Source organism: Vibrio sp. B1FIG11, from assembly GCF_905175335.1.
GTDB lineage: Bacteria > Pseudomonadota > Gammaproteobacteria > Enterobacterales > Vibrionaceae > Vibrio > Vibrio campbellii.
In genome coordinates this window covers 1,720,426-1,744,378 of the sequence record NZ_HG992751.1, presented here as the reverse complement: position 1 = coordinate 1,744,378, position 23,953 = coordinate 1,720,426, and the positions used below count along the sequence as shown (strand labels likewise).

The 23,953-nt window shown below is 43.8% G+C and carries 30 protein-coding genes; 4 read left to right on the top strand and 26 right to left on the bottom strand.

What is annotated here, in order from left to right:
- Positions 1 to 4: 4 nt before the first annotated feature.
- The 4 genes from KHO06_RS08410 to KHO06_RS08395 all read right to left on the bottom strand — a co-directional run bounded on the left by KHO06_RS08410 (position 5) and on the right by KHO06_RS08395 (position 4,742).
- Positions 5 to 886 (bottom strand): YjjW family glycine radical enzyme activase, encoded by an 882-nt coding sequence (locus KHO06_RS08410; RefSeq protein ID WP_047479898.1) that lies wholly within the window; start codon positions 884 to 886, stop codon positions 5 to 7.
- A 21-nt stretch (positions 887 to 907) separates the two neighbouring features.
- Complete coding sequence (locus KHO06_RS08405; protein WP_047479901.1) at positions 908 to 2,452, bottom strand: YjjI family glycine radical enzyme; 1,545 nt, start codon at positions 2,450 to 2,452, stop codon at positions 908 to 910.
- 187 nt (positions 2,453 to 2,639) lie between these two features.
- Positions 2,640 to 3,266 carry a LysE family translocator gene (locus tag KHO06_RS08400; protein WP_212582411.1) on the bottom strand — a complete coding sequence of 209 codons (627 nt, stop codon included), beginning with the start codon at positions 3,264 to 3,266 and terminating at the stop codon, positions 2,640 to 2,642.
- Positions 3,267 to 3,605: 339 nt separating this feature from the next.
- The gene (locus KHO06_RS08395; RefSeq protein ID WP_244858396.1) at positions 3,606 to 4,742 is read right to left on the bottom strand and encodes an HD-GYP domain-containing protein; all 1,137 of its coding nucleotides are present in this window, start codon (positions 4,740 to 4,742) and stop codon (positions 3,606 to 3,608) included.
- 460 nt (positions 4,743 to 5,202) lie between these two features.
- Here KHO06_RS08395 and KHO06_RS08390 point away from each other — a divergent pair, with 460 nt between their 5' ends.
- Positions 5,203 to 6,909 (top strand): EAL domain-containing protein, encoded by a 1,707-nt coding sequence (locus KHO06_RS08390; protein WP_212582409.1) that lies wholly within the window; start codon positions 5,203 to 5,205, stop codon positions 6,907 to 6,909.
- Positions 6,910 to 6,998: 89 nt separating this feature from the next.
- Here the strand turns inward: KHO06_RS08390 and KHO06_RS08385 are convergent, their stop codons facing one another.
- The 5 genes from KHO06_RS08385 to KHO06_RS08365 all read right to left on the bottom strand — a co-directional run bounded on the left by KHO06_RS08385 (position 6,999) and on the right by KHO06_RS08365 (position 11,380).
- Positions 6,999 to 7,472 (bottom strand): response regulator, encoded by a 474-nt coding sequence (locus KHO06_RS08385; protein WP_038889456.1) that lies wholly within the window; start codon positions 7,470 to 7,472, stop codon positions 6,999 to 7,001.
- Positions 7,459 to 8,796, bottom strand: a complete 1,338-nt coding sequence (locus KHO06_RS08380; protein WP_212582408.1) for an ATP-binding protein — start codon at positions 8,794 to 8,796, stop codon at positions 7,459 to 7,461. The genes KHO06_RS08385 and KHO06_RS08380 overlap by 14 nt, the downstream gene beginning before the upstream one ends.
- A gap of 3 nt (positions 8,797 to 8,799) precedes the next feature.
- Positions 8,800 to 10,218 (bottom strand): SLC13 family permease, encoded by a 1,419-nt coding sequence (locus tag KHO06_RS08375; protein ID WP_005433728.1) that lies wholly within the window; start codon positions 10,216 to 10,218, stop codon positions 8,800 to 8,802.
- A gap of 209 nt (positions 10,219 to 10,427) precedes the next feature.
- On the bottom strand, positions 10,428 to 10,907 hold the full coding sequence (locus tag KHO06_RS08370) for a GNAT family N-acetyltransferase (protein WP_051117451.1): 480 nt from the start codon (positions 10,905 to 10,907) through the stop codon (positions 10,428 to 10,430).
- On the bottom strand, positions 10,904 to 11,380 hold the full coding sequence (locus KHO06_RS08365) for a GNAT family N-acetyltransferase (RefSeq protein WP_212582407.1): 477 nt from the start codon (positions 11,378 to 11,380) through the stop codon (positions 10,904 to 10,906). The genes KHO06_RS08370 and KHO06_RS08365 overlap by 4 nt, the downstream gene beginning before the upstream one ends.
- A 131-nt stretch (positions 11,381 to 11,511) precedes the next feature.
- Here KHO06_RS08365 and KHO06_RS08360 point away from each other — a divergent pair, with 131 nt between their 5' ends.
- Positions 11,512 to 11,973, top strand: a complete 462-nt coding sequence (locus KHO06_RS08360; protein ID WP_212582406.1) for a DUF417 family protein — start codon at positions 11,512 to 11,514, stop codon at positions 11,971 to 11,973.
- Between the two features lie 149 nt (positions 11,974 to 12,122).
- Here the strand turns inward: KHO06_RS08360 and KHO06_RS08355 are convergent, their stop codons facing one another.
- From KHO06_RS08355 to KHO06_RS08335, 5 genes are all read right to left on the bottom strand, one after another.
- Positions 12,123 to 12,491 (bottom strand): hypothetical protein, encoded by a 369-nt coding sequence (locus tag KHO06_RS08355; RefSeq protein WP_212582405.1) that lies wholly within the window; start codon positions 12,489 to 12,491, stop codon positions 12,123 to 12,125.
- A 154-nt stretch (positions 12,492 to 12,645) separates the two neighbouring features.
- On the bottom strand, positions 12,646 to 12,987 hold the full coding sequence (locus KHO06_RS08350) for a hypothetical protein (RefSeq protein WP_212582404.1): 342 nt from the start codon (positions 12,985 to 12,987) through the stop codon (positions 12,646 to 12,648).
- On the bottom strand, positions 12,977 to 13,498 hold the full coding sequence (locus KHO06_RS08345; protein WP_244858395.1) for a tetratricopeptide repeat protein: 522 nt from the start codon (positions 13,496 to 13,498) through the stop codon (positions 12,977 to 12,979). Before KHO06_RS08345 ends, KHO06_RS08350 begins: the two co-directional genes overlap by 11 nt.
- The gene (locus tag KHO06_RS08340; protein WP_212582403.1) at positions 13,476 to 14,138 is read right to left on the bottom strand and encodes a peptidase E; all 663 of its coding nucleotides are present in this window, start codon (positions 14,136 to 14,138) and stop codon (positions 13,476 to 13,478) included. Before KHO06_RS08340 ends, KHO06_RS08345 begins: the two co-directional genes overlap by 23 nt.
- Before the next feature lie 14 nt (positions 14,139 to 14,152).
- The gene (locus tag KHO06_RS08335; protein ID WP_212582402.1) at positions 14,153 to 14,734 is read right to left on the bottom strand and encodes a DUF1287 domain-containing protein; all 582 of its coding nucleotides are present in this window, start codon (positions 14,732 to 14,734) and stop codon (positions 14,153 to 14,155) included.
- Between the two features lie 548 nt (positions 14,735 to 15,282).
- Between KHO06_RS08335 and KHO06_RS08330 the strand changes: the two genes are divergently transcribed.
- Both KHO06_RS08330 and KHO06_RS08325 read left to right on the top strand, forming a co-directional pair.
- The gene (locus KHO06_RS08330) at positions 15,283 to 15,513 is read left to right on the top strand and encodes a PAS factor family protein (protein ID WP_005433781.1); all 231 of its coding nucleotides are present in this window, start codon (positions 15,283 to 15,285) and stop codon (positions 15,511 to 15,513) included.
- Positions 15,514 to 15,598: 85 nt separating this feature from the next.
- On the top strand, positions 15,599 to 16,306 hold the full coding sequence (locus tag KHO06_RS08325) for an SDR family NAD(P)-dependent oxidoreductase (RefSeq protein WP_050905809.1): 708 nt from the start codon (positions 15,599 to 15,601) through the stop codon (positions 16,304 to 16,306).
- Positions 16,307 to 16,509: 203 nt separating this feature from the next.
- Here the strand turns inward: KHO06_RS08325 and KHO06_RS08320 are convergent, their stop codons facing one another.
- The 12 genes from KHO06_RS08320 to KHO06_RS08245 all read right to left on the bottom strand — a co-directional run bounded on the left by KHO06_RS08320 (position 16,510) and on the right by KHO06_RS08245 (position 23,808).
- Positions 16,510 to 16,863 (bottom strand): VOC family protein, encoded by a 354-nt coding sequence (locus KHO06_RS08320; protein ID WP_077262479.1) that lies wholly within the window; start codon positions 16,861 to 16,863, stop codon positions 16,510 to 16,512.
- Between the two features lie 143 nt (positions 16,864 to 17,006).
- On the bottom strand, positions 17,007 to 17,270 hold the full coding sequence (locus tag KHO06_RS08315; RefSeq protein ID WP_043883647.1) for a hypothetical protein: 264 nt from the start codon (positions 17,268 to 17,270) through the stop codon (positions 17,007 to 17,009).
- A 173-nt stretch (positions 17,271 to 17,443) separates the two neighbouring features.
- Complete coding sequence (locus KHO06_RS08305) at positions 17,444 to 17,938, bottom strand: hypothetical protein (protein ID WP_052437393.1); 495 nt, start codon at positions 17,936 to 17,938, stop codon at positions 17,444 to 17,446.
- Positions 17,939 to 17,941: 3 nt separating this feature from the next.
- Positions 17,942 to 18,379: a DUF5675 family protein gene (locus KHO06_RS08300; protein WP_045374767.1), complete on the bottom strand. Its 438-nt coding sequence runs from the start codon at positions 18,377 to 18,379 to the stop codon at positions 17,942 to 17,944.
- 234 nt (positions 18,380 to 18,613) lie between these two features.
- Positions 18,614 to 19,354: an HNH endonuclease gene (locus KHO06_RS08295; RefSeq protein ID WP_212582400.1), complete on the bottom strand. Its 741-nt coding sequence runs from the start codon at positions 19,352 to 19,354 to the stop codon at positions 18,614 to 18,616.
- A gap of 253 nt (positions 19,355 to 19,607) precedes the next feature.
- Positions 19,608 to 20,096, bottom strand: a complete 489-nt coding sequence (locus tag KHO06_RS08285) for a hypothetical protein (protein WP_244858394.1) — start codon at positions 20,094 to 20,096, stop codon at positions 19,608 to 19,610.
- Between the two features lie 453 nt (positions 20,097 to 20,549).
- Complete coding sequence (locus KHO06_RS08275) at positions 20,550 to 21,185, bottom strand: hypothetical protein (RefSeq protein ID WP_212582398.1); 636 nt, start codon at positions 21,183 to 21,185, stop codon at positions 20,550 to 20,552.
- 300 nt (positions 21,186 to 21,485) lie between these two features.
- Positions 21,486 to 21,986 carry an opioid growth factor receptor-related protein gene (locus KHO06_RS08265; RefSeq protein ID WP_212582397.1) on the bottom strand — a complete coding sequence of 167 codons (501 nt, stop codon included), beginning with the start codon at positions 21,984 to 21,986 and terminating at the stop codon, positions 21,486 to 21,488.
- Positions 21,987 to 22,177: 191 nt separating this feature from the next.
- Positions 22,178 to 22,378, bottom strand: coding sequence for a hypothetical protein (locus KHO06_RS08260; protein WP_025543657.1), 201 nt, complete (start codon positions 22,376 to 22,378; stop codon positions 22,178 to 22,180).
- Positions 22,371 to 22,571 (bottom strand): hypothetical protein, encoded by a 201-nt coding sequence (locus KHO06_RS08255; RefSeq protein ID WP_054757562.1) that lies wholly within the window; start codon positions 22,569 to 22,571, stop codon positions 22,371 to 22,373. Before KHO06_RS08255 ends, KHO06_RS08260 begins: the two co-directional genes overlap by 8 nt.
- A gap of 80 nt (positions 22,572 to 22,651) precedes the next feature.
- Entirely contained in the window at positions 22,652 to 23,503 is an 852-nt protein-coding gene (locus tag KHO06_RS08250; RefSeq protein WP_053307556.1) for an IS3 family transposase, read from the bottom strand.
- The gene (locus KHO06_RS08245) at positions 23,500 to 23,808 is read right to left on the bottom strand and encodes a transposase (RefSeq protein WP_004413754.1); all 309 of its coding nucleotides are present in this window, start codon (positions 23,806 to 23,808) and stop codon (positions 23,500 to 23,502) included. The genes KHO06_RS08250 and KHO06_RS08245 overlap by 4 nt, the downstream gene beginning before the upstream one ends.
- Positions 23,809 to 23,953: the final 145 nt, after the last annotated feature.

Below are 23,953 nucleotides of genomic sequence, written 5' to 3'. Positions count from 1 at the left end.
GGCGCTACACGTAGACCGATGGCATGGTCATTGGTCTGCTGACAAACTGACTTAATCGAGCGTGAAAGCGTTCCATTTCATCCTTAGAGCATTTCTCCCATTCTTGCGCCTCACCAACCACGCCGTGATGTTGAAACGCGTTCAGGCGAATGTTGACTGATTCTGGCAGCGCTTGCAGATAATGCCCCACCATCATGACCTCAGTATCTAAATCACTTTTTCCGGGAATATGCAGTAATCGCACTTCATAAAGCTTGTCTACTTGCGCCAGGTATTGAATGGTTTGAAACACACGATGATTGTCACGTCCGACCAACCAGTGGTGCGTTTCGCTTTGCCAAGATTTGAGGTCGATCATCGCCCCATCCATATACGGCAACACTCTTTCCCAACCCGAGGTTGATAAAGACCCATTGCTATCGATGAAACAAGTGAGATGCTGTAATTCAGGGTCCTGCTTAATACCTTTAAACAGCGCAATAATGAAAGGAAGCTGTAAGGTAGATTCCCCACCGGATACAGTAACACCGCTGATGAAAAAGCGCTGTTTGCGTATCAAATCGAGCATTGCCTCCACAGAGTAGTCAGTAATTTTTGGATTAGATTGGTGCTGACATATCTCTGTACAACGATCGCAGTGGGTGCACTCCTCTTTAAGCCAAACAACGTTGTTGCTTTCGTCGAACTTCAGCGCGCCAACCGGACACTCGCTCACACAATCACCACAATGATTACAGTGATTGATGGTGTGCGGATTGTGACAGTTGATGCACTGATAGTTACAACCCTGTAGAAAGATGACTAGACGGCTTCCCGGTCCATCAACACAAGAGAACGGAAGGATTCGAGTGACCTTAGCCAAGAGGTTTACCGATCGTCTAGTCATCTTATTCTTGTTTGTCACTCGTTACTTAACGTAAGTTGGTGACATTTCGTGGCTCACCACGCGTGGTGAACGCCCTAAAATACCGGTGTTCTTCGCCGCTTCTGCGCCTAGGAATGTGGTATTGGTACGTGAACCTTCCGCATCGTATTTAGCGATATCAGACAGTTTCACCATGTAACCTGTTACGCGAACCAAGTCATTTGAAGCAACGTTTGCCGTGAACTCACGGTAGCCTGCGTTAAGCGCACCTTTACAAAGGTTGAACATCGCTTCAGGGTTTGATTTCACCGTTTCGTCGATGGTCAGAATGTCGCTGATGCCAGAACGATAGTACTGGTGATGCCCTGCCGTTGCCTGTACGTAAGACACTGGATCAGGTTCGTTGCCATAAGGAATTCGAACGCCCGGTGTCACATCCAAGTCAAGGCTAATTCCACCTTGGGCATGCAGTAACGCTTTGCCTTCTAGGCCAAACTTCACTGGCGTGTTTTCTACCAATTCAGCCAATTTAGCGGAGATTTTATGACCTAGCTCGTTTGCAACAGCATCTTGGCCGTAACGGCTCACATTGCCCTCTTTTTCTAGCAACACGTTTACCGCTTCTGCCATACCGTAGATGCCATACATTGGCGCAAAACGAGATTCTTCAATCAAACCTTCTTGAGTCAGGAAGCCTTTAAAGAACTCAGATTTCTCATGCAGGTGTGAAGCTCGGGCATCCATCAGCTCAACCATCAAACCGTGGTATTCAGGCAGCACGTTGATGAAGAAGTCATCACAGTTGTCTGCACGATTCGCCGCTTCTTTAAGATTCATACGCACAAGTGTGTTTGAACCACCAGCCAACGGCAGAGAGTTGTAGCAACTCACGATACCAAAGCGAGCACCCTCGTACGCGTTCGCGTGCATTGGGTAATTCGCAATGTGTGGTTTGCTGCACTCACAAATGTTTTGCGTTGCTTGTTTTAACAGATCGTCTGGTGTGACTGCTTCGTCGTACATGAACGTTAGGTTTGGCGCGATCTGTTTTAGCTCAGCGTCTACTTTCAAAATCGTACGACAAATAATGTTGTCCGTCGGACCAATGTTCACGTGCATGAACGCGTCTGGTAATGTGCGATCCAGCATAATCCAGAAGTGTTTCAATTTTTTGTAAATCTGCTCGTCAGTAAGATCACCGACATAAGGCATGAGCACATCATCCAACTGACCAAGGTAAACCGGAATGTTGGTTACCGAAGGCACATGATGGTAAATGATGGTCAACATGTTGATCGCATCATCAAAATCTTCTGCTGGAGCTAACTCCAAGTATTCAGAACCTTGAGAAAGAAATTTTGCGTAATCTGGCAAAACATAGCGCGGCTTAAACGGCGCGTGACCTTCAAACATGTCACATATGACGCCTTGCTGCATTGCTTGGCTTACCTCATCAGAGATAGTCATATATGGAATAGTGGCTTCCGCTTCCAAAGCAAGAAAGTTCGATTTCTGCTTTGGTGACAAATTGCTATCTGTCGCGATAGCAAGGAAGCGCTGCTGAAGATCAGAAAGGCTTTGAGTCATCTAAGATGTTCCTGAAGAAAATACAACGGATACACCCTTTCGAGCTTATACCTCTAAGGGTAGGTTGAATTCTACGCCTCAGGACTCTTTGCCACTAATGAAAAAAACAAAAACGTCAATTTCCATTTTGGAAATAAGGTTTTTCTAATTTAGCTTACTATTTAATAGTTTAGGTTGATCCACGTTTTTAACTTCTGTGCGCAGTCGATAAAGCTAAACCCGCACTGATGAATACGCCGCCAGTCAGACGGTTAAACAACTTAGCTCTTCCCTTGGCAAATAGCCAATTCGATGTCTTCACTCCCAGTAAGCCGTAAAAAGTTAACCAACTCAGTTCAAACACAACAAAGGTACTAGCAAAAATCATGTATTGAGTGAATAGCGATGCAGGAGGATCAATAAACTGAGGAAACAACGCGGTGAAGAACACAATCGCTTTAGGGTTACTTGCTCCAACTATAAACCCACTGCTAAACGCACTAAAATAATCAGAAGACGCTTGTTCCGGTTTGGCTTGCGAAAAGTCGGTTTGTTTTGAGCGTAACGCCTGAATACCAAGCCAAATAAGATACGCCGCACCACACCATTTGATGATGTTAAATACGAACTCTGAAGAAGCAATCACAACACCAAGGCCGGTGAAAGACAGAGTAAGAATGATGGTAATCGCGGTTAAACTGCCAAGCGCAGTCACAAACGCTTGGCGAAAGCCGCTGCTGACGCCTTTGCTCAAGCAAAGTAACGAGCTAGGGCCTGGAGAGGCGGTCAGAACAAGTATCGCGAGGGTATAGTAGATCCAAGTATCGAGTTGCATTGGCGCTCCTTTCCAATGTAAGGATGAATGGGTGAATTACGTGGAATAACGACTTCAATCTGCGTTTCAATCCATGAAACGTTTTATAGAAAAGTACCACATCATTCGGTTCATAACTAAACAGATTAACAGCCAAACAAGCCCTTCAACAAAGCAATCAGAGTAAAGAGTCTCGGCAAAAAGCCAAAGTAGAAAACACGCCTTCGTTTATCTCTCAACTAGGTCACTTTGAACCGTCTAGTTATTCAATCAACATACTGGGAATATGCAATCGTGTAAAGTGATTACTTATTCAACAAAGTTGCTCACAAACACGACTAAATGGGAAGTTATCCTGTGTTAGTCGTAGAAAGGTTTTGGATCCACTTCTAACGATGACGGCGCTATCGCCTTCTCAACCGAATACGAACTGCTTTTTAAATCCACCATCGCGACATCGATGTAACGCTTGTATTTACGTGAGTAGAAACACTTCACGATTGGCTTCAGCGGCTGAGAATCGTTGGATGTCCACACAATGCCGACTCGTCCATCGCTCAATTGGACAATCGAACCGACAGGGTATACGCCAATGCAGTTAATGAATTTGTACACCAAATCAGGATCAAGGTGGAAAGGGGTCAAACTCAATAGGATTTTAAACGCTTCTGCCGAACTCATCCCCTTTTTGTAAACACGATCTGCGGTCAATGCATCGTAAATATCAACAATACAGCTCATGCGACCGTGCATGGGGATTTGTTCACCAGATAAGCCACGTGGATAACCCGTACCATCCAGTTTTTCGTGATGCATCAAGCATACGTCTCGACTGACATCACTTAAGCCCTTTACACCCAAGATGATTTCACCAGCAAATACTTGGTGAAGTTTCATGTGTTCAAACTCTTCAGGCGTTAAACGCGCTGGCTTATGTAAGATCTCGTCATCGACTTTGATTTTACCTACATCATGAATGATGCCGCCGATCGCCAACTGCTTGAGCGTGTCTTTATCTAAGCCTAAATGCTTACCGAAAGAAACCAACAAGCATGCCACGTTTACCGAATGCTCAAGCAAGTAGCTGTCTTTCTGGCGTAATGCAGAGACACATTGAAGCGCATCAGAGTCGATGAAAACGCTCTCGATCATGTCATCGGCCCACGATTCAATTTCGTTGACCTCGATGAGTTTACCTTCAAACGTTTGGTTCAGGAGCTTCTGAGCTAACCCTTTTGCTTCTGCGATCAACTTTTTCGCACGCTTATGCTGTGCTTCACGAGAACGAAAAGCGCGTTGGATTTTGGGTGACGTCGTGATTTCTGAGGCAGACAAGGTAACATCGTGTTCTTCTTCGACTGGCTTGAAGACGCACTGTTGTGCTGAAAGTTTCTGATCGACCCAAACGTACTTCACACCGCTCGCATGTAACTTTTTGATGCCCTGCTCGCTTGAAACCCGGCCAGCATTCGCAAGATTGACGCGTTTGTACTGCATATCATGAAACTTTGTTAACATTTATTATTTAGCAAACGCATTATAAGAGATCTGACCATTCACTGTTATAAGAATTCACTATCATTTAAAATTAATGAGTCTTAGGTCAATAAAAGAGACATCAAAAGTGCAATAGACCATATTTAATTTATGGAGATAGTTCAAACAATCAACACAGATGAAGACTATTTAGGCATTTTGGGTGATGAATCAATAACTTCTTAATACAAATAGTATTTACTGTTGACTAAGTTTTATAAATGCCGATTATTAGTCGCAATACTCTAATAATTATTCTCTTGCACAGAAACTTTTAGGCTCGTTAACAAAACAGACTTTCCATCTGGTTCAACTTGTTTCATTTGCAGTGTAGAAGGACAAACTTCAAAAATATGTCATTTGCGTGTAGCCCGATTTATTTACTCATCTCCACAGCAAATAGGATTGCGGAGGCAGTATCTTGACCAACAAGGTTGATCAAATCATTTCAGAGCACGATCGTGAGTTTCTGCAGATCGTTGAACAACGCTTCATTCATATCTTCGATGTGTTTAATGAAGGGCTCTTCTACATGAACGAGTTCGGTAGTATGGTTTTTTACAACCAATGCTTTTATGAGCAGTTCGGCATCAACGCAGGACGCGTCAACCTCGACCAATGGCTAGAGTTGGTGCATCCGTTAGACAGAGAGCGCTTATCGAAACGTGTTGACGCCCACATCAATACCAACAACGAACGTGTGACAACCACCTATCGTCTTCGCAAACCAAACGGTCAATATGTTTGGATTGAAGGTGTGGCAATGACCAAAGAAACCGAGCACGGTCACTACATGGTCGGCAGCCATCGAGATATTTCTGAACGAAAGTTAATGGAAAGCTATATTCACCAAGTGGCATTTCATGATAATGCATCTGGCATGGCAAACCGTGCGCACTTGCTTTTGAATATTAATGAGTTAATCGAGTCTAAGAGTACGCATGCATCGATTTTTTATATTCAGATTGAAGAAATCAAATCTTACCTTAACCAATACGGCAGTGAGCTCGTCGACGGCTTGGTCGAGAAGCTGCTGCAAACCTTAAGCCACCTACCTTCTCCAAACTGTACCGTCTATCGAGTCCACGACGATGACTTTGCGATTTTAGTGCTTGATGAAGTGCCGCTTGAAGATCTGCAAGTTTACGCAAAAACCATCAAGCGGAATTATCACGATGCGGTGGTTGAAAAAGGTCAATACTTAGGCAGCAATATCAGCATTGGACTATACCCTTGCATTGACCCTGAGCATTCCGCCGAAGAAATCGTTCGCAAAGCTGCGCGCACTTGCCAATACGCAAACGAGAAAAACAAAGACCGCATCGCGGTATACAGTCAGAAAACCCAGTATGCTGTGGATCGTTATTTCTTTATCGAGCAAGGCTTGAAAAACGCGCTCGAAGAGAGAACACTAAGTGTCAAGTTCCAGCCAATCGTCAGTGCATCCGATCTGCAAGTCGTGAGTTTCGAATCTTTGGTACGTTGGCGCAGCAAAGAGTTTGGCGAAATCTACCCGGATGAGTTTATCCCAGTAGCAGAAAACAAAGGCTTGATTGTTGAGCTTGGCTACCAAGTGTTTGAGAAGGCATGTCAGTTCATTAAGAGCCATCGAGAACGCTATCAAAATCAAGTTCGCGTGAATGTGAACGTGTCCGTATTGCAGCTGCTAAACAGTGAGTTTCCAAGCAAAATAAAAGCAATGGCGGACCAAGTAGGCATCGAGCCTCAAGCCATTGTACTTGAGCTTACCGAGACCTTTATTCTGGATAACAACCAAGCAGCCATTGCACCTTTGAACACACTACGAGAGCTTGGTTTTTCACTGTCTATGGATGATTTTGGTGCAGGCTACAGCTCATTAAACTGCTTCTTCGATTTGCCGATGACGCAAATTAAGATCGATAAATCGATGGCGTGGAAAACCCTGACCAACCGTTCTTCTCGTGAGTATTTGAAATTCTTGATCACCATGTGTCGCGAACAGAATATCGAAGTGGTGATTGAGGGCATTGAAGACGCGAAGATGTGTGATTTCTTTGCTGAAATGGGCGTGGATTATCTGCAAGGTTATTGGTTCTCAAAGCCCCTGTCAGTGGCAAGCGCAAGCCGATACACGTTAAGCCAATAGTTTCTTTTTAAGCCAATAGCTTCGTAAACTACGACAAAATCTAACTGAGCTAGCGAGTGTTCTAGCTCAGTTTTTATCGTTTTCAGCGGTTATCTCAGGCGGTCAAACACAACATTCTGATCCAAGTGCTCGTGGTATTGGGTGTAGTCTAAACCCATATCGAAGATGTACTTGGTGACTAAATTTCTCACACACTCTACCAACTGCTCTGCCTGCCAAGGCTTCTCGAAATAACGGTCGATACCCGCAGAATTAATCGCATTGATGGTGTCCGTATGCGTCGCCTGCCCGGTAAGCAGGACTTTGCGCGTACGAATAAATCGGCTGTCTTTGGAAATCTCCGTTAGTAGCTCAACACCAGTTTTACCCGGCATCACGTGGTCCGAAATGATCAACGCAATCATCTCGCCTTCTGCGTCTAACTCATCCATTAATTCAAGTACTTCATCGGCAGACTCGCAATCTTCAATGTTGAGCCACTGGCTTAACGACTGTAAGTCTTGCAGAACCGCGCTTAACACCTCTCGCTGGTCATCAACGCAAATTAAATTAAGCTTGTCCATGTTCGTCCTCTACCGGTAGTTTAATTCTAAATATGGTTTTTTCGCTGTCGCTTTTCACTGCAATCGAACCGTTATAGCCCGCCACAATGCGCTTCACGATCGACAGCCCTAGCCCTAAGCCAAACGACAACCCACCTTTCTTGGTCGTGAAGTTTGGTCGGAAAATCTTTCTGCGTGTCGCTTCATCAATCTCAGGACCGTTGTTCGCAATGGTTACCAAGATCTTATTCTTGCTCACGCGCGTTTGTATCTCTATCGCCGGCGAATCCGTACCTCTCATCGCGTCGCAAGCGTTCTTTAAAATATTGACCCAAATCTGCACCAGCTCGGTTTGCGAGCCTACAAACAGAGGTAAATCAGCCGGACTAAAGCGCACGCTGACACGTCTTAAATCGCTTTGTAGCAACGCAAGCGCTTGGTTTATCGAATCGTTGACTCTGAGCCCTTCTTCTTTGTCGATGTCTGTTCGGCCTAGCTGTTTCACTGATTTCACGATGCCAACGGTATGTTTTGAAGCAATGCGCAAATCGTGCAAATCACGCCCCATCTGCCAGTAACGAATCGCCTCTTCTGGCCGCTTTAACCAGTGCTCGTTAAGGTAATCGGTCGGGACAGCACGAGCTAACTCACGGGCTAAATCTTTAGGCAGACCGTAATATTTCTCGAAATGTCGTCCTCGTGTTCTTGCTTCACTCGATGAGATTTTTTGCCCTTGCATCAATCCAAAATCAAAAAACTGGCTCGCTTCAGGATGCACCTCTTCAAGCAATCCCATGATCACCGATTCCAAGCGCTCTGACTTACTGCTCACCACACCAATGGCATTGTTAAGCTCATGCGCAATACCTGCAGCAAGTTGGCCAAGTGTCGTCATTTGCTCTGCGGTGTGCAGTTTTTGCAATGCCTTTTCTTTGCCCAATGCTTCTTGCATCGCTCGGCGCTGGCGACGAGAAAGCTCGTTAACCATCACTGGCATAAACTGTGCTGTTAATGGTCCGTACTTGCCCGCTTCTACCGCTGGCGTATTGCGCTCAATCCACGCTAACTCAACGTCCGTTTGGGCAATCACCGTTGAAGAAGCAGTCCACGTTCCAGAGAAGAAACTGTGCACACCAATAAACGCGCCCTTAGATGCCGCAAACACCTGAGTCTGCTTTTTGCCATCCTCAGAGAAATAACCAGCAAGCTCGCCAGACAATACGTAATAGAGGCGCTCGTTGTAGCCGTCTTGTTCAATCAATACCGAGCCTGCCGACACCGTAATGCGACGCTCGATATGATTGAAGTAACGCTCTACAAGCGTATCTAATTTGCTCTCGTACATGGCTTAACCAATGTGCCCTACGGTGTGAAGGATCCACACCATCAAGAAACTCAGCAACACACCCACCACACCTAAAACGACTCCAACGCGCGCCATTTGATTGCTTTGCACATGGCCAGTGGCGTGAGCCAACGCGTTTGGTGGTGTACTGATTGGCAGAGACATACCAAGCGATGCCGCAAAGGTCACCACTAGAATCAACGTCACTTCACCACCGAGCGGTGTTAACGATGCCATTGAAGTGCCGAGCGCCGCCATAATTGGCATCAGCAAGTTCGCTGTCGCGGTATGAGACATAAAGTTCGCCATCAGCAAACATAAGAACGCCGCACCGAACAGCACCACATAAGGCGAGAACTCATCAAATGGAATGCTGTGAACCACCAGCCTTGCCAAACCTGTTTTATCAAGTGCTAGACCTAGCGCGATACCGCCCGATACTAACCAAAGCACATCCCAAGAGATCTTCTTCAGGTCTTCTTTGTTGATGATGCCCGTCAGTGAAAATACCGCGACCGGAATCAACGCTACTGTGTAAGAGTTCATGCCGTGCGCTGAGCCCATCAACCAAAGCAGAATCGTGCCCGCGAACGTGATGTACACAATGATGGCTTTCGGTGTTTTCAAGAATTTACTCTTAATGTTGAGGTCAATTTTGGTCGTCTCAGCTTTGTAGAGAAAATCGATCAGGAACCACGCTAGCGCCATCATCACAATGACAAACGGCACGCCAAATACCATCCATTCACCGAAGGTAATGAGGTTGTCACCCACTAGGTATTTAAGCGCAATCGCGTTAGGTGGCGTACCAATTGGAGTACCAATACCGCCGATGTTTGCCGCGACAGGGATACACAACGCAAACGCAATGCGTCCAGGATCTTTCGGGCCAAACACCGCGATAACTGGCGTCAAGATGGACAACATCATCGCCGTCGTTGCTGTGTTCGACATGAACATAGAGAAGATTGCGGTGATCAGCATTAAACCCAGCATGACGTATTTCGGGTTTTGTCCGAACGGCTTAAGCAGTACGCGCGCTAAGTTGACGTCCAATCGATACTTGGTTGCCGCCATCGCGAGGAAAAATCCACCTAAGAACAGCATGATGATTGGGCTGGCGAACGTCGCCATGATGTCACTGTATTGCAGCAACTCACCAAAATGAGGCTCTCCCTCATCAAGCCGAAAGAAAATGATGCCCTTGTTGGAAACGAGCAACAGCTCAAGCACGATGATCACCACAGAGGTGGCGTAAATTGGGATCGGTTCAAATACCCAACAGAGTGCAGCGAGCAAAAATATCGCGATAACGCGCTGCTGAATGATGGTCATACCTTCGAATGGAAACGCTGACAGTGGCATCAGCAAAATAAGCAAAGGGATCACCGTTGGGATGATGTATTTGAGATAAGGGCGCATAGTACTACTTCTCTTCCTGAGATGGTTTGCCGTGAGATAACTGACGTAAGGAGCTGTTTTAACTGGCTTCCTTTCGCCACTCCGAAGAGAAATTATGCGCGCGCTTTTGAGGAGGAATTCTGGTGTTAGATCAATGAACTCTTATTCACCGCAGAAAACATGCGGTATCTGTGTTCAAGCTCACTAATTGAGCGAGGATTATTTATTGATCACACATCCTTTTTGTCTAAGTGCCTTTCCATTACATAGTTGGTTAACGTAGCACCACGGACTTCGATTTGCTGCTTATTCACCACGGTAAAACCCATGTGCTCATAGAAAGGACGAGCGGTAATACTCACTTCTGAATAGATCCTATTTAGCCCTTTTGCTTCTGCTTGCTTGAGTACATGAGTCATCAATGCGCGCCCTACACCTTGCCCTTGGTATTCATGGTGGCAGAAAAAGTGGTCGACTAACCCGCTTGGCTGCACATCACTGTAGCCAACGATGACACTATTTAGCTCGGCGACAAACGGCTGGATAGATATCATCTTCTTTAACCAAAGCTGAGAGTCAAACCCCTCCTGCGCCCAAGCCTTCACTTGTTGCTCGGTGTAATCTCTGCGATTAACGTTTCGCACTGTGTTAAAGAAAAGTGCCCAGAGTGTCGGGGCATCTTCTTCTTGAAAGTCACGAATTGTGATCATATGTACTCCAATAAATCGATCTGCATTAATTGCCCACGGTCACCAGGTTCCCCCACCGGACGCCAACCATTTTTGTAATAGAAACGTTCACCTGCGTCATTTCCGGGAATATACCTCAGTCTCGCATACCCGCAGCCGTGATTGGCAAAAAGTTTAATTAGAAAATCTTGCAGTTGCCTACCGAGCCCTTGATTACGGAATTCGGGCAGTAAATAGAACAAATTGATGTAACCGAATTTACGTCCTTCCTCGTCTAAAACTGGATATCGACACTCCAACTGCCCAACGATTTGATTGTCTTTGATGACATGAAAGAAGCCTGCTTGGGGATCTTTCGCAATCGACGTAAACCAAGAGGTGATTTCTTGGGTATCAAACCCATCCTGATGGCCAAAACTGACCTCATAAGCGTCTTTTCGAAACGCGATACACAAATCCAAATGACGTGATAAATCTACAGGAATAAATTCCATCTAAGCCAATCCTTTTTATTCTTCGTCTCTTTGCTATATAGACATTAGTTATTTTATATAACCATAAATTCAAGAATTTTATAATTCAACTGTCGGTCATTTGAAAACATGCTTTTATAGGAGAAGTTATTATGCATGCATCATCTGTTTCCCAAAAATCGACACAATTTGGTTACTACCTTGGCGTATTTGGCGTTGCCCTTGTTCTTATTTGGTTAGGTATCTATAAATTCACACCAACCGAAGCCAAACTCATTGAACCTTTGGTGGTAAATCACCCTGCTATGTCTTGGCTCTATAACGTTATTTCAGTTCAAGCCGTGTCTAATATCATTGGCCTGACAGAAATCATCGTCGCAATTGGCCTATTGGTTGGATTGAAAAAACCAACAGTTGCCTACTACTCTGGTATTGCTGCAAGCGTTATCTTCCTCGCGACATTGAGCTTCCTAGTTACGACACCAAATACATGGAAAGTTTCCGATGGAGTTTTGATTGCGAACTTTTTCCTTGTGAAAGACATTCTGTTCTTAGCGATTTCGATCAGCGTGGTTGAGCGAAACAAACCAAGTTTGACGCCGGCGATTGCGTAGTATTAGAGAAAGTATCAAGAGAGACATAGATAGAAAAGAGAAAGTCGAAAGCATCAAAGGTATCGACCCTTCTTAACGCATGGTTGTCGCTGCAAAGCCCCGCACTATCTGCGGGGCTTTCTTTATTTAGGAAGCTGTTTATTGAAACGTTAAGCTTCTATCAGCCCTTGCTTTTTTAGCTCCGCGGTTATGGCATTACGGGTTCTACCATGCTCTTCTGCGAGCGATGCTATTGTCGTACCAGAGGAAAACTGCTCAGATAAACGCTCGCGCTGCTCAGGAGTCCAAGGCAATCCGGCGTTCTTTGGTAAACCATTCGATTCATTTTCTAACTGTCTTTGCTCAATGGTTCTTTTGGTTTTGTTCGCTTTTGATGATTCCTTCAAATCTTGCAAAACAGCAAACATTGCTCGAATAACGATAGGCTCATTGTAAAGAGATTCACTTGGCAGCGCTTCTCCTGTTATCGGATTAGTGCCGTTCGCTAAGGCTTCTATTACTTTCCAATGTGCTTCCATTACTCTCCTCCTTGAGCCGCCTATGCCCTGATCAAACCACTAGCCGTAAGTTCGTCAAAAGGATATATAAAGATTTTGGAGAGATTAGCAATTAGAAACAGACTGATATTTAGTTCAATTACATCGCCTCTTTCTAACCGGTCACAAATCTGTACTAAAAGCGAAAACCAGCCATGAGCTGAACACTAACCAGCATAGGGATGGACCACGCTACAACGCTTCGATATGGCAACATATGAATGAGGAGCGACGGATGACGTTTCAGTTCCATCATTTGAAGGTGAGTAAGCCAATGCTGCTCCGGACTTGTAAAGCATGCCCAAAAACGTCGTGTATAAGGATGAGCACAGATAGCATACATATAGCTGTAACAGATTGACCATATTCCCAGAAAGCCAACGAGATCAACGAGAAAGAATGCTTCTAGGCTAATAGGCAACAAGGAAGGTCCACTTAGCAATACGATGGCAATGAAAAGCCAAATCTTACGGTTCATCTACACTCCTTGTACTGCTCTTTCTTAACTCTTCCAATCCTTGGAGCGCTTTTAACGTCGATGACTCCAGAAGCGGCTTATCGTATTTTCGTCTGATGCTAAGTGCATCATTAAACAGCGCTTCTGCCTCTTTCAATCGTCCCTGCTCTACATACAACTTGCCCAAATGCTGATAACTAAAGCTCAAATACAACTCAGTGGCAAACGCCTGACTTTGTATGAACAAGTTTATCGCTTCATCATATTCGCCCATGTACTGTTTTGATGTTGCCACAACGTGAAAAGCCCCAAAATAATGCTTGTTACTCAAAGCGCTTTTTGCAACACGCTCTCCAGTAATTATTGAAGCTCGGCAGCTTCCCAACACTCTTAAGCTGTCAGACAACAAAATCTGTTGCCATTGTAATGCCTCTGGCTGCCTTCGAAGCCAAAAGAGAAGAGATCTACTCCCGCTTTTGAACAGTCGGGTGAGCGCATCTAAGCCGGGCTTATCTCTTTGAAATCTCATCATTGCCATTTCGGATTGTGATTTGAGCATTCTCATCGCTATATATGGTTTTGCTTGGCTTACCATCGACAAAATGAAGCGCGGCATAATCGCTGAGTCCGTAGCAGATCACATTAAGATGACTATGAGCAAAGCGCTCGAATAGATCGTGTTTCTCGTCGTTCTCGACAAAGTGAGCAGATGCTAAACCTTTCAAAAGGCCGATACCTTTGATGATGGAGTAAGCCTCTGGATCGCTGTCGGTAATCCCATAATCGAACCAGCAAATAGCGCCAGCACTCATCCCGCAAAGTATGATGCCGCGGTTGTAACACTCTTTGAGAATGTCATCGATGCCCCACTCTTTCCAGAGAGCCAACATAGAACGGGTATTGCCACCGCCAACGTAAATCACGTCTTGCTCGAACAACTTGGTTCGCCAGCCTTTCTCTAACTTGAACAGAGGAAAGTGTGTGAGGTTTTCACTCAACTTAGCATTGTGGAAACGGGTGATGACCTCTTCCGCATCGCCAGTGGCAGTTGAGAGATAACAGACTTTGGGGTTCTTCTTGCCCCTTAAAGACAAGATGTATTGGTCGAGTTGGCTTGGGTTCTCTCCCATCATCCAACCTCCTCCGCCCAGAACGACGCAATGTTTTTGCAAAAGATGAGTTCCTTCTATTTTGGCTCAAACCGATAATGACCGGTTATAGGGTAATCAAACAACATATCCTCCAATACGACACCTCCTCCTATGTTGTGAACAATCAAAGGTCGTCGTTTGTCTGTCGATAAATCATCGGTAACGATACCAATATGAGGGAGGTTCCCGGGTAGCATCCACGTGACAATGTCACCAGGCTTAAAATTATGACCTTCACTTGAGATGGGTATTTCGGTTCCATGACGTTGAAAGAAGACCTGTAAATTGGGGACTCTGCGATGATCAATGTTTCTATCGGTACGGACCAAGCCCCAAATTCGTTTGGATGGATATGCAGAGAAGTGGTCTCTCATATCTTCATGAACAAGAACTTGTAGATCGACGCCTAATTTCCTGTAACTGCGTATAACCACATCAGTACAGACTCCGATATCAGCAGCGACATCGCCATTGGGATAGCTAATTTGGTAGTAGCTTCCATCATAACGAATGTCGTACTGAGTCCGTTGCTTCGCTGCATCAACCAATGATAGCGTCGGCTCCCCAATAGCTGGCAAGGACACAAACATGCTCCACACAAGACTGAGTTTTTTCATAACAAATTAAATCCGTTTAATCAAAATCAACTTAAGTACGTTGACGTACCATTCTTCAGCCTTCAGAGGCAATATTGCTGAATGATGTATTGGACGTCACGATATCAGGTCAAAACCATTGCTTTTTAAACTGTGTAAACTCACCTTCAGAGTCAAATGCGCCAAATCTCTTTTTGTCTGATTTCAGACACACCTCAAACTGAATGCATGTGATGAAGTGGCAAAGCCTAAAATAACCGTGAATGGACGCAACGCTCACGGCACCACACTCTGCTCTAAAATAGCATCACTTAAGGCCACAAAATAAGGTTACCGAAGTACGTGAGCAACGGATAAACGGACAGTTCGACATTCCTACCAGATAGTAAACTGCAAAAATCAACACCTTCTATCTTAATGATTCTAATGGTATTTTATGTTTATCTCGAATTGAGTTACTTCGCATAGCGAATTTATATCAGACCGTTTTTCTGTGATTGGTGCTTGTTAACTTCTAACTGTAATCGAATACAATACATATGCACCCCGTGCAATAAAAAAGGAATTATATGAAAACGCTTATTTATGACACGCTTGTCAACCTTGCTAACCAAGAACCTGAACACCACGCAAAAATCCGCCAAAACCTTTATGAACAGTTGGATTTACCATTTGATAAGCAGCTTGCTCTCTACGCATGCGCACTTGGCCCAGCCAGCTCTGGTAAATTAGAAAGCCGTCAAGGTATCGACAATGCGGTAGACAGTGCGATTAGATTATTGACGACGCCTGAACGTTAATTAGTTTCGCACTACCAACGGCTCAACTCCCCTATGAGCCGTTTTAATTTTTACATCCTCTTATTACATCACTTAGGGACACACTATGTCTAAAGTTGCCATCATCACCGGCGCTAGCCGCGGGATTGGAAAAACCATTTCTCATTACTTTGCCAAGGAAGGATACACTTTGGTGTTACTTGCCTTAAATACAAAAAATCTTGAACAGGCTCAAACTGAGCTGAAGGTAAAGTATCCCTCATGTCTAGTTGAGACGGCGTCTGTCGATTTCAATAACCCTTCTGATGTTGAATCAGCTATCAAATCCATTATCGAAATGCATGAAAACATCGACGTTTTGGTGAACAGCGCAGGTGTCTTGGCCGCTGGCAATACGGACATCTCGCTAGCTACGCTCTCTGAGTTAGTAAACGTCAACCTACTGTCGACAATCACGGCTTGCAATTTAATTGCTGAAAAGATGAAGCAGCAAGGGTATGGAGAAATATATAACCTTGGCTCTACGGCTGGTTTAGTTCCAGTCCCTAAGATTGCTGCATATTCTGCGACAAAAGCTGCGATGGTAAGTTACAGCCAATCGCTTTATCAGGAGCTGCTTCCTTTTGGAGTTAAGGTATGCTGCTTATGCCCTAGTGTCGTAGATACCGATATGACCAACGATGGACGTATTGATAATAAGTTGAAAATTGAAACCCAAGATCTTGCGAAAGCACTCAGTTTTGTTAGAAGCCTATCTCCAGGCGCTGCAGTAAACACGCTCTCCATCCGCTGCAGTGTGATTGACTTAGAGTAATTGGTTGCTGACAAAGAAGGTAAGAACTGCGGCCGACAAAAGTTAACGAAAACCAACGGCATTCTTTTGTACTCAGCAAGGCTTACGTAAATACATGCTGAGTACCTACTCTGGGGTTTAGTTATCTCCATGTGTTTACACAAGACACCAACAGAGTATATTCATGCGCATCTGTAGAAAGTGGCGCATTTTCCAACTTGTTACTAAGTGTTTTTCCCACGCAGCCCTATTAAGTTTCCAAATGGGTCCCCAACTTGGCACATTGAAAGCCCATCTTCAATTTCCATTGGTCCTCGATAAAGACACGCACCGAGTTCTTCAAAGTGAGCCAGAGCAACACGTAAATTATCTACTGACCAGTAAACAACCGTACCACTTTTACCAGCACCAACCTTTTTGTCTGCTTGGACTATTTCTAGTGAGAAACCATTTAGATCAAGCGCTGTGAAGTCTAAGTCAGGATGGTAAACCGGAACAGCTTCGGGGAAAGCTTTCTTGTACCATTCAAGCCCTTTCGCTACATCTGGGACATGAACAAGAACCGCTGATGGATTCATAATTTTTCTCCAACCACATAACGCCAAATTAAGGTGTGAACAACGCTAACACCTAAGCTAAACCATTGTGCCATAAACACTAAACTGGCTTGAAGTGAAAGCGCCAAGCGTTGTGAATCACTCTTGAATAATTTGTTATAAGGTTACGCACAACAAATGATTACTGTGCCTAACCCATAATCAACTTCACCACATCGCTTGTTTAAGTGGATGCTTTTTGGCAATACAAATCGGCTTTCAATTAAATCAAAGTCTATTGGCTTTTTTAAAATACAAAGATAACCAGTAGGATTAGCGCTCCACGTATAGTCAGTAAAGACTTCATTCCCGGTTTCCAGGAGCAATTCAAGAATTGGATTAAGAATTTTGTATTTGGGACCAATAACCTTATCTGTAAGCTCTATCATCAAATACCTTATAACGCCCTGCTAAGGGGTGAACTACACAATGAGGTGCCGCCGCATACTACCTTAATCACTAAAATCAACGCATAGTAAAAATGCCACGCGTTGCGAATCACTCTTAAATGCTTTGTTAGCTTTCTGTTCGAAACACTACAACTCAATTTTTAGCAGACATATTAATCTACGCTTCGGATTGAAATTCCCTCAAGTCGTTCAAGTAAGCTCTCGCCATAAGGAGCTAGCGCTACTTGCGGATTTGAGTTCATATATAAACTCAAAGCACGAACAAGATCTTCTTTAGCATGAGATAATTGTTCAACTTCTCCTCCATTGAAATCCGTAAAAACTATTCCTTGTAATTCATTTAACCATTTTGAAAACGAATCGGGCTCTGATGAAAGCACTGCTAGCGTAATATAGGTATGATGAGTCAAGGCAACTAACAACAAAAGGGACACCTCTCCAGAAACAGCACCATCCCTGTGAACCCATATTTCACCCAGAGTATTTATTGTAGGGACAACTATTTTCGATTCATCACTTTCCAAGTGTTCTTGAATTACAAAATAATTATTTTTCATCCAGAGAAGGTTGAGCTCTGTACGTGGGGTAGATGCGATAACCGAACTTGAAAACATTAGAAAAATTAAAATCACAATATTTTTTAACATGAATCATTTCTCCAGTTGATTTGTTACTCTAATCTCAATTTCTTTATACTTACCAATCTCTAAAAAAATTTCTTTTAACGCCACTTTACTATTGCTTACATAATAATGAGAATCTTTTAACACTCCCCAACTTTTACCAGGCATTAGACAGCCTTCCGTATTTTTGTGATAATTGCCTGCGTGAATCAAAACATAAGTCCGTCCTGGAACATTTTTTAATTCGTACACATTTTTATATTTGGTACCACTAAATGGTTCCACTTTGTATGTACCAGCCGAAATTCTTTTGTCCGAACCCTCAACTATAGAGTCAGGACCTCCTGGTTCGAGAACAAACCAACTCTTGTCGATACCTTCAATAGTTAGTTTTCCTAACGTTGTCTCTCCATACTGTTTTATACGTCTGAGATTTAATATTGCTTTGATTTTTTTGCCAGTCATTTATTTTATCCTCACATTAAATTGAGGAAATACTAGCTGAAATAACTCAATTACATGCCTCCAAGAGTCCCTTTTTCGGCAAGTATCAAAGCAACATTGTACTTGACAATTCTAACTCTTACATTTAACGATTGGATTGATAAAGCTAACGCCGCATTAAGGTGTGAGCGGCGCTTGGCTATACTTGAGCGAAGCGAAACTGCCAAGCGTTGCGAATCACTCTTAAACAGTTTGTTAGGGCTTAAATATCTGCGTATTGTGATAATCAATATATTCTTGTGCAATCTTATGATTATCGTTGTGTTTTAGCTCATCGTAGTCGAGACGTATAGTCCCGTAATCCAACAGAACATGATGATTTGGGCAGACGCAAATCATGTTCTGAATGCAATCAGGACCATCATGTCCACCGCCTAAAGGTTTAATATGGTGAGCCTCGGCATACCATTTCCCATTGGGCATCTCTAAGCTAGTTCCACAAAGCTGACACTCAAAACCATGATGCTGTTTTACTTCTCTTGATAGTTTCGTATTTCTAATAATACGAGTTACAAGCGACTCAACTGTATCAGGTACACCATAACCAACTTCACCTTGTTGAGGAACGTATTCCTTACGCAGGTAAATTGACCAATCAAATACTTTTGATTTTTCTATTTCCTTGTGCCACCACTCCACCGAGCTATAAGGCTCTTTTCCAAATAACTCAAAGTAACCATCTCCTGGAAACATTGTTATTTGATCAACGATTAGACCTGTTATTGCCGGAAGGTTGTTATACTTCGTCCAGTCAGCAAGTTCATTCAGTCCCTGCCTTTGTAAGCTAATTCCAAAAGTGTCCCCCTGTTGATTCAGACCCAATGCTGTATGGCACTCTGAATAACCAATATAGGAGCGAGGAATACGGGGTCTAGCCGTTTTTAATCTACCTACAACCACCTCTAATAATGACTGAGCTTGTTCTGATAATTCCACTGAGTTCTCCTTTAAGCCCTAACGCCCTGTTAAGGTGTGAGCAACGCAATACCGAAGCCACCGCATACCACCTTAACCACTAAACCTAACGCATAGTAAAAATGCCACGCGTTGCGAATCACTCTTAAACAGTTTGTTATGCGTGTGCCTGAGGCTTCAAAGAATCTAGCATTTTCTGCTGGAACTCTTTTCGCATAATTTCGCTTTCTTCGCTCTCATGAAGAGCCAGCAAGAATGTCTGACGATCACCCCACTATTCTACTTTACGCTTCGGCAAGCCACCTAGGTCTCTAAGTTTCTCAGACATTTGAATGGCTAATAAACCTAAAGCAGCATATTTCATTGCTCTCGCCTCATAAAATTCCGCAAAATCAGGAGGTGTAGCAGTGTAATCACTTACAGCTGAAATATATGAGTTAGCTTCGTGAACCATTTGAGGTAGGTTTAACAAATCGTAGAGTAAATCTTGAGGCAGTATTTTCCAATCAACCTCAAGTTCTAACGGAGTAAAACTTGGGGTTTGCGAATGATAGTAAGTGTATCCATTCTGATCTTCGGTGCCATTATCAGTGACGACCTCACGGCAACCAACTATAAACTGCTCGATACTACTCGTGACAATAATTGCAAGATAGTACGTTTCTGCCACTTTTGACTTTTTCGCAGCAACAGATTCTTTGAGGATAGTTAAAAGAAAACCGACCAAACCGCCTAAAATGACAACAATTAATTTCTCAAACACGATAATCCTCTAGTCGATAAAACGCATAACGCCCTGTTAAGGTGTGAGCAACGCAATACCGATGCTGCCGCACATCACCTTAATCACTAGCATCAACGCATGGTAAAAATACCACGCGTTGCGAATCACTCTTAAACTGTTTGTTAGCTTGATATATATTCACGCACTAACTTTCTTTGGTGTACTTAGCTTTGTAAGCAGAGTAAAAACCTATAAAGAAGAAAGTATTTGTTATTACTAAAACTAACCCTGATACCGCAGGTAAGTTAGAACCTAAGATCAATGAAAGCGTATAATACTGCGCACAAGCTGCCATTATGCAAAGAGCTAGTGAACGTAGTAATGTTACACCTTTAGGTAACTGACTTGGAGATAATAGGCACAACGAGAAAAGCACGTGAGAGAAATGGATTGTCGCCAATGAAAAGGCAAGTATTAGAAATATGATTAGCATTATAAATCATCCGCTTTTAGCAAACCTCTGCGTAACAACTCTTTTTGAGCATCTTTTGCATTTGAACTCGTTTGGTATGCAATAACAGTAACCATAACAACCAGAATTGCCGATGCTCGTGATGCTGCTTGTTTTGTTAGTCCCATTTTCATGCCAACTTGCGCCACTGGCGACGAGGTAACCGTTTTTTTGAGTTGCTCAGAGACTTTTTGTGAAGCTCCAATGACCCCTTTTTCATTTGCGGAGTATAAAAATGCTGCAACACCAGCCACTGTCAACGGAATTGTTATATCTAGCCCTACGACTTTCAGCGCGTCAGTCACCCCTTTATTCGTATCAAAGAACTCCCTAAGCTCACTGTCAGAAAGAGACCACGAGAACCAATATGGATTAGCTACAACCTGCGAAACTAATCCGTACAATGAGGCTTTTAACTGGTTATCACTCATGCCTAGTATTTGCTTTAATATTTGCGATTGCTTATTTTTTGGGAGCTGTCTGTAGAGGACAATTCCGGTCATGATCGGAATTGCATTGGCTTGCTTTTTCAAGCGAGACTCATGCTTTTCCATTCCAATTAAACTCGCATAATATTTTACTGGGTCAGCCCCAATCTTTGACTGTTGAACTCTCATAAAAACTCCTACTTAGCATATATCCGGATTGATACGATCTAAAAAGTCACGACACAAATCCACTTAGCTTTTTTTCGTATGACTTCACGAGAGACTGCAATTTACTGGATCAGTAATTACTTACTAGAACCTTAACTAGAAGGTGTTGATATATCGAGCTAACGCCCTGTTAAGGTGTGAGCAACGCAATACCGAAGCCACCGCACACCACCTTAATCACTAAAATCAACGCATAGTGAAAATGCCACGCGTTGCGAATCCCTCTTAAACAGTTTGTTAGTGCGCTTTTTCAGCGCCCCCTCAACCTTTAAGCGCGTTACGCCAATACTCGACCGTTTTATCTGAAACCAAGCCTGTTTCTCTTGCTGCTGCCACTAGAAAGTCACACATGTTAGTTGCTATCTGTTCATTACCGAGTAAATACAAACTACGAATTGCTCGGGTCAGACGAAGTTGGTTGTGGTCATGACTTTTAAGCCAGACATAGTTAGCAGGACTTAATGCCTGTAATGAAGAAATTTCATACCCATCTCGCTGTAATCCCCAAAACTCAAGTAAGAGGTCGAGAGCTTTTAAGTGAGCAACACGCAATTCTTCTGAATTTGCAAAAGCATCTCGATCTGCTTGAGTTACCAAAGGAGCATGTTGATTGAACTTAGTGCCCTCATCTATCGGGAAAAGAACTTGGATATACTTATGATCATGCTCTAGCCAGAAGTGATTGTATGCTAACAACTGCTCTACATTGCGACCAAATTTATCTGGAGCTTTACCAGATATGAAACGAGCAATTTCACTCATTTTAAATCCTGCTAATTATAATTTTCATCTGTGCGCACTAACGCCTTGCTAAGGTGTGAGTAACGCAATACAAAAGCTACCGCATAGCGCCTTAATCACCATAAGCCACCGCAAAGTAAAAATGCCACGCGTTGCGAATCCCTCTTGAACAATTTGTTATATCCGTTCTTAATTGGCTTTCAGAACCTTTTTTAGAGAGACATTTCGCGCGCAAATTGATACGCCTCATCATGTGAAAAACCATTCGCTAGTGCGTAACCTGTTATCACCGACCTCCAGCAATAATTGTCATGAGGCTCAAATCCGCCACTTTTGCTTTCTACATTTTCAATAAACGACTTCTTTAATGCTAAAAACTTCTCTTTACTTACCAAATCTTGTTCTTTAGTCATCGAATACTAAACCTTTGTCCATTAAATCCATAGCAAACATATAAGCCTTACCTTGCTTATAACCATGTCCCATCGCATACCCAGCAGCCATTGAAAAAGTACTTAACTCTGCGTCTGGGTGCCAAGAAGCTTCCTGCTCTAACACTTCTTTTATGAACTTATCTTCCATGTCAGCAAAACTTATTAACGTCATTTGCTCTCTCTATCATCTATCTACTTCAAAATTGAATGCGTGAGGATTGGTGTACCCCACAAAAAGTAGACAGTACATAACTACATACTTTCGTACTCAACTGGGCTGACGTGCCCCAACGCTGAGTGTCTTCTTCTGCGATTGTAAAATACCTCGATGTATTCGAAGATGCCCATTCGGGCTTCTTCGAGGGTTTGGTAGTCTTCTGCGTATATCAGTTCGACTTTCAGTCGACTGTAGAACGACTCCATCACCGCATTATCCCAACAGTTGCCCTGCCGACTCATGCTCGGTACACCTCCATGCTTGCGCATGAAGTCTTGATATTTATATGCTCTGTATTGTACACCACGGTCCGAGTGGATAATGACGCCCTTAGGCGGCTTACGTGACTCAAACGCCATTTTTAGGGCATTGGTGATGAGCTCGACGGTCATCGTTGTCCCTAACGACCAACCCACAATACGCCTTGAATGCAAGTCCATCACTGTCGCTAAGAAGAGCCAACGGCTCTTCACCCAGATATACGTGATGTCCGTAACCCACTTCTGATTTGGCGTCTCAGACTCAAAGTCTCTTCGCAGTAAATTGTCGGCAACATTCGTCATAGCAGCCACATCCTTGCTGTATTTAAACCCTTTACCATTACGTGCCCTGATACCTTTTTCCTTCATGATATCAGCCACATAATTCACGCAGCAGGCATAGCCTGCTTCGTTGAGCTCTTCGGCTATTCGCACTGAGCCGTAACGTGCCCGATATTGGGCAAAGGTACACATGACGAGCTGTTCAAAGCGCTCTCGCCGCTTTGAACGCTCACTCGGCGTATGATGGCACCACTTATAATAGCCGCCCCGACTCACTTCTAAGGTGCGGCACATTAAGCTAATGGAATACTCACCGACATAGCTTTCGATGAACTCGTACTTCACTCTTGCTGCTTCGCGAAGTACGCCGAGACCTTTTTTAGAAATTCCATTTCATCTTTGAGTCGCTTGTTCTCGCGCCTTAGCGCCCGAAGCTCTTCGGACTCTTTCTTCGAGTAATCGACACCGTCTAAGGTGTTAAACTGTTTATCAGATAGGCGTGTGAACTGGCGCTTCCAGTTTCGGATCTGCTGGGCACTGATGCCCAGCTCCTTGGCAACGGAAACGGCTGTTCGGCCAGGAAGACTGGCCAAGCGGACTGCTTCTTTGCGGAACTCTTCGGTGTACGCTGGATTACGATGTTTAGCCATAAATCACCTCTCAATTAGACCCTAGATCTAACTTAGTAAAGTGTCTACTAAACGTGGGGTACTCGGGCGCATAACGCCCTGTTAAGGGGTGAGCAACGCAATACCGAACCCGCCGCAAACCACCTAAATCACTAAAATCAACGCA

Coding starts and splice junctions, on each gene's coding strand:
- KHO06_RS08410 (WP_047479898.1), bottom strand. CDS start 886: ATGACTAGACGATCGGTAAACCTCTTGGCTAAGGTCACTCGAATCCTT.
- KHO06_RS08405 (WP_047479901.1), bottom strand. CDS start 2,452: ATGACTCAAAGCCTTTCTGATCTTCAGCAGCGCTTCCTTGCTATCGCG.
- KHO06_RS08400 (WP_212582411.1), bottom strand. CDS start 3,266: ATGCAACTCGATACTTGGATCTACTATACCCTCGCGATACTTGTTCTG.
- KHO06_RS08395 (WP_244858396.1), bottom strand. CDS start 4,742: ATGCAGTACAAACGCGTCAATCTTGCGAATGCTGGCCGGGTTTCAAGC.
- KHO06_RS08385 (WP_038889456.1), bottom strand. CDS start 7,472: ATGGACAAGCTTAATTTAATTTGCGTTGATGACCAGCGAGAGGTGTTA.
- KHO06_RS08380 (WP_212582408.1), bottom strand. CDS start 8,796: ATGTACGAGAGCAAATTAGATACGCTTGTAGAGCGTTACTTCAATCAT.
- KHO06_RS08375 (WP_005433728.1), bottom strand. CDS start 10,218: ATGCGCCCTTATCTCAAATACATCATCCCAACGGTGATCCCTTTGCTT.
- KHO06_RS08370 (WP_051117451.1), bottom strand. CDS start 10,907: ATGATCACAATTCGTGACTTTCAAGAAGAAGATGCCCCGACACTCTGG.
- KHO06_RS08365 (WP_212582407.1), bottom strand. CDS start 11,380: ATGGAATTTATTCCTGTAGATTTATCACGTCATTTGGATTTGTGTATC.
- KHO06_RS08360 (WP_212582406.1), top strand. CDS start 11,512: ATGCATGCATCATCTGTTTCCCAAAAATCGACACAATTTGGTTACTAC.
- KHO06_RS08355 (WP_212582405.1), bottom strand. CDS start 12,491: ATGGAAGCACATTGGAAAGTAATAGAAGCCTTAGCGAACGGCACTAAT.
- KHO06_RS08350 (WP_212582404.1), bottom strand. CDS start 12,987: ATGAACCGTAAGATTTGGCTTTTCATTGCCATCGTATTGCTAAGTGGA.
- KHO06_RS08345 (WP_244858395.1), bottom strand. CDS start 13,498: ATGATGAGATTTCAAAGAGATAAGCCCGGCTTAGATGCGCTCACCCGA.
- KHO06_RS08335 (WP_212582402.1), bottom strand. CDS start 14,734: ATGAAAAAACTCAGTCTTGTGTGGAGCATGTTTGTGTCCTTGCCAGCT.
- KHO06_RS08330 (WP_005433781.1), top strand. CDS start 15,283: ATGAAAACGCTTATTTATGACACGCTTGTCAACCTTGCTAACCAAGAA.
- KHO06_RS08325 (WP_050905809.1), top strand. CDS start 15,599: ATGTCTAAAGTTGCCATCATCACCGGCGCTAGCCGCGGGATTGGAAAA.
- KHO06_RS08320 (WP_077262479.1), bottom strand. CDS start 16,863: ATGAATCCATCAGCGGTTCTTGTTCATGTCCCAGATGTAGCGAAAGGG.
- KHO06_RS08315 (WP_043883647.1), bottom strand. CDS start 17,270: ATGATAGAGCTTACAGATAAGGTTATTGGTCCCAAATACAAAATTCTT.
- KHO06_RS08305 (WP_052437393.1), bottom strand. CDS start 17,938: ATGTTAAAAAATATTGTGATTTTAATTTTTCTAATGTTTTCAAGTTCG.
- KHO06_RS08300 (WP_045374767.1), bottom strand. CDS start 18,379: ATGACTGGCAAAAAAATCAAAGCAATATTAAATCTCAGACGTATAAAA.
- KHO06_RS08275 (WP_212582398.1), bottom strand. CDS start 21,185: ATGAGAGTTCAACAGTCAAAGATTGGGGCTGACCCAGTAAAATATTAT.
- KHO06_RS08265 (WP_212582397.1), bottom strand. CDS start 21,986: ATGAGTGAAATTGCTCGTTTCATATCTGGTAAAGCTCCAGATAAATTT.
- KHO06_RS08260 (WP_025543657.1), bottom strand. CDS start 22,378: ATGACTAAAGAACAAGATTTGGTAAGTAAAGAGAAGTTTTTAGCATTA.
- KHO06_RS08255 (WP_054757562.1), bottom strand. CDS start 22,571: ATGACGTTAATAAGTTTTGCTGACATGGAAGATAAGTTCATAAAAGAA.
- KHO06_RS08245 (WP_004413754.1), bottom strand. CDS start 23,808: ATGGCTAAACATCGTAATCCAGCGTACACCGAAGAGTTCCGCAAAGAA.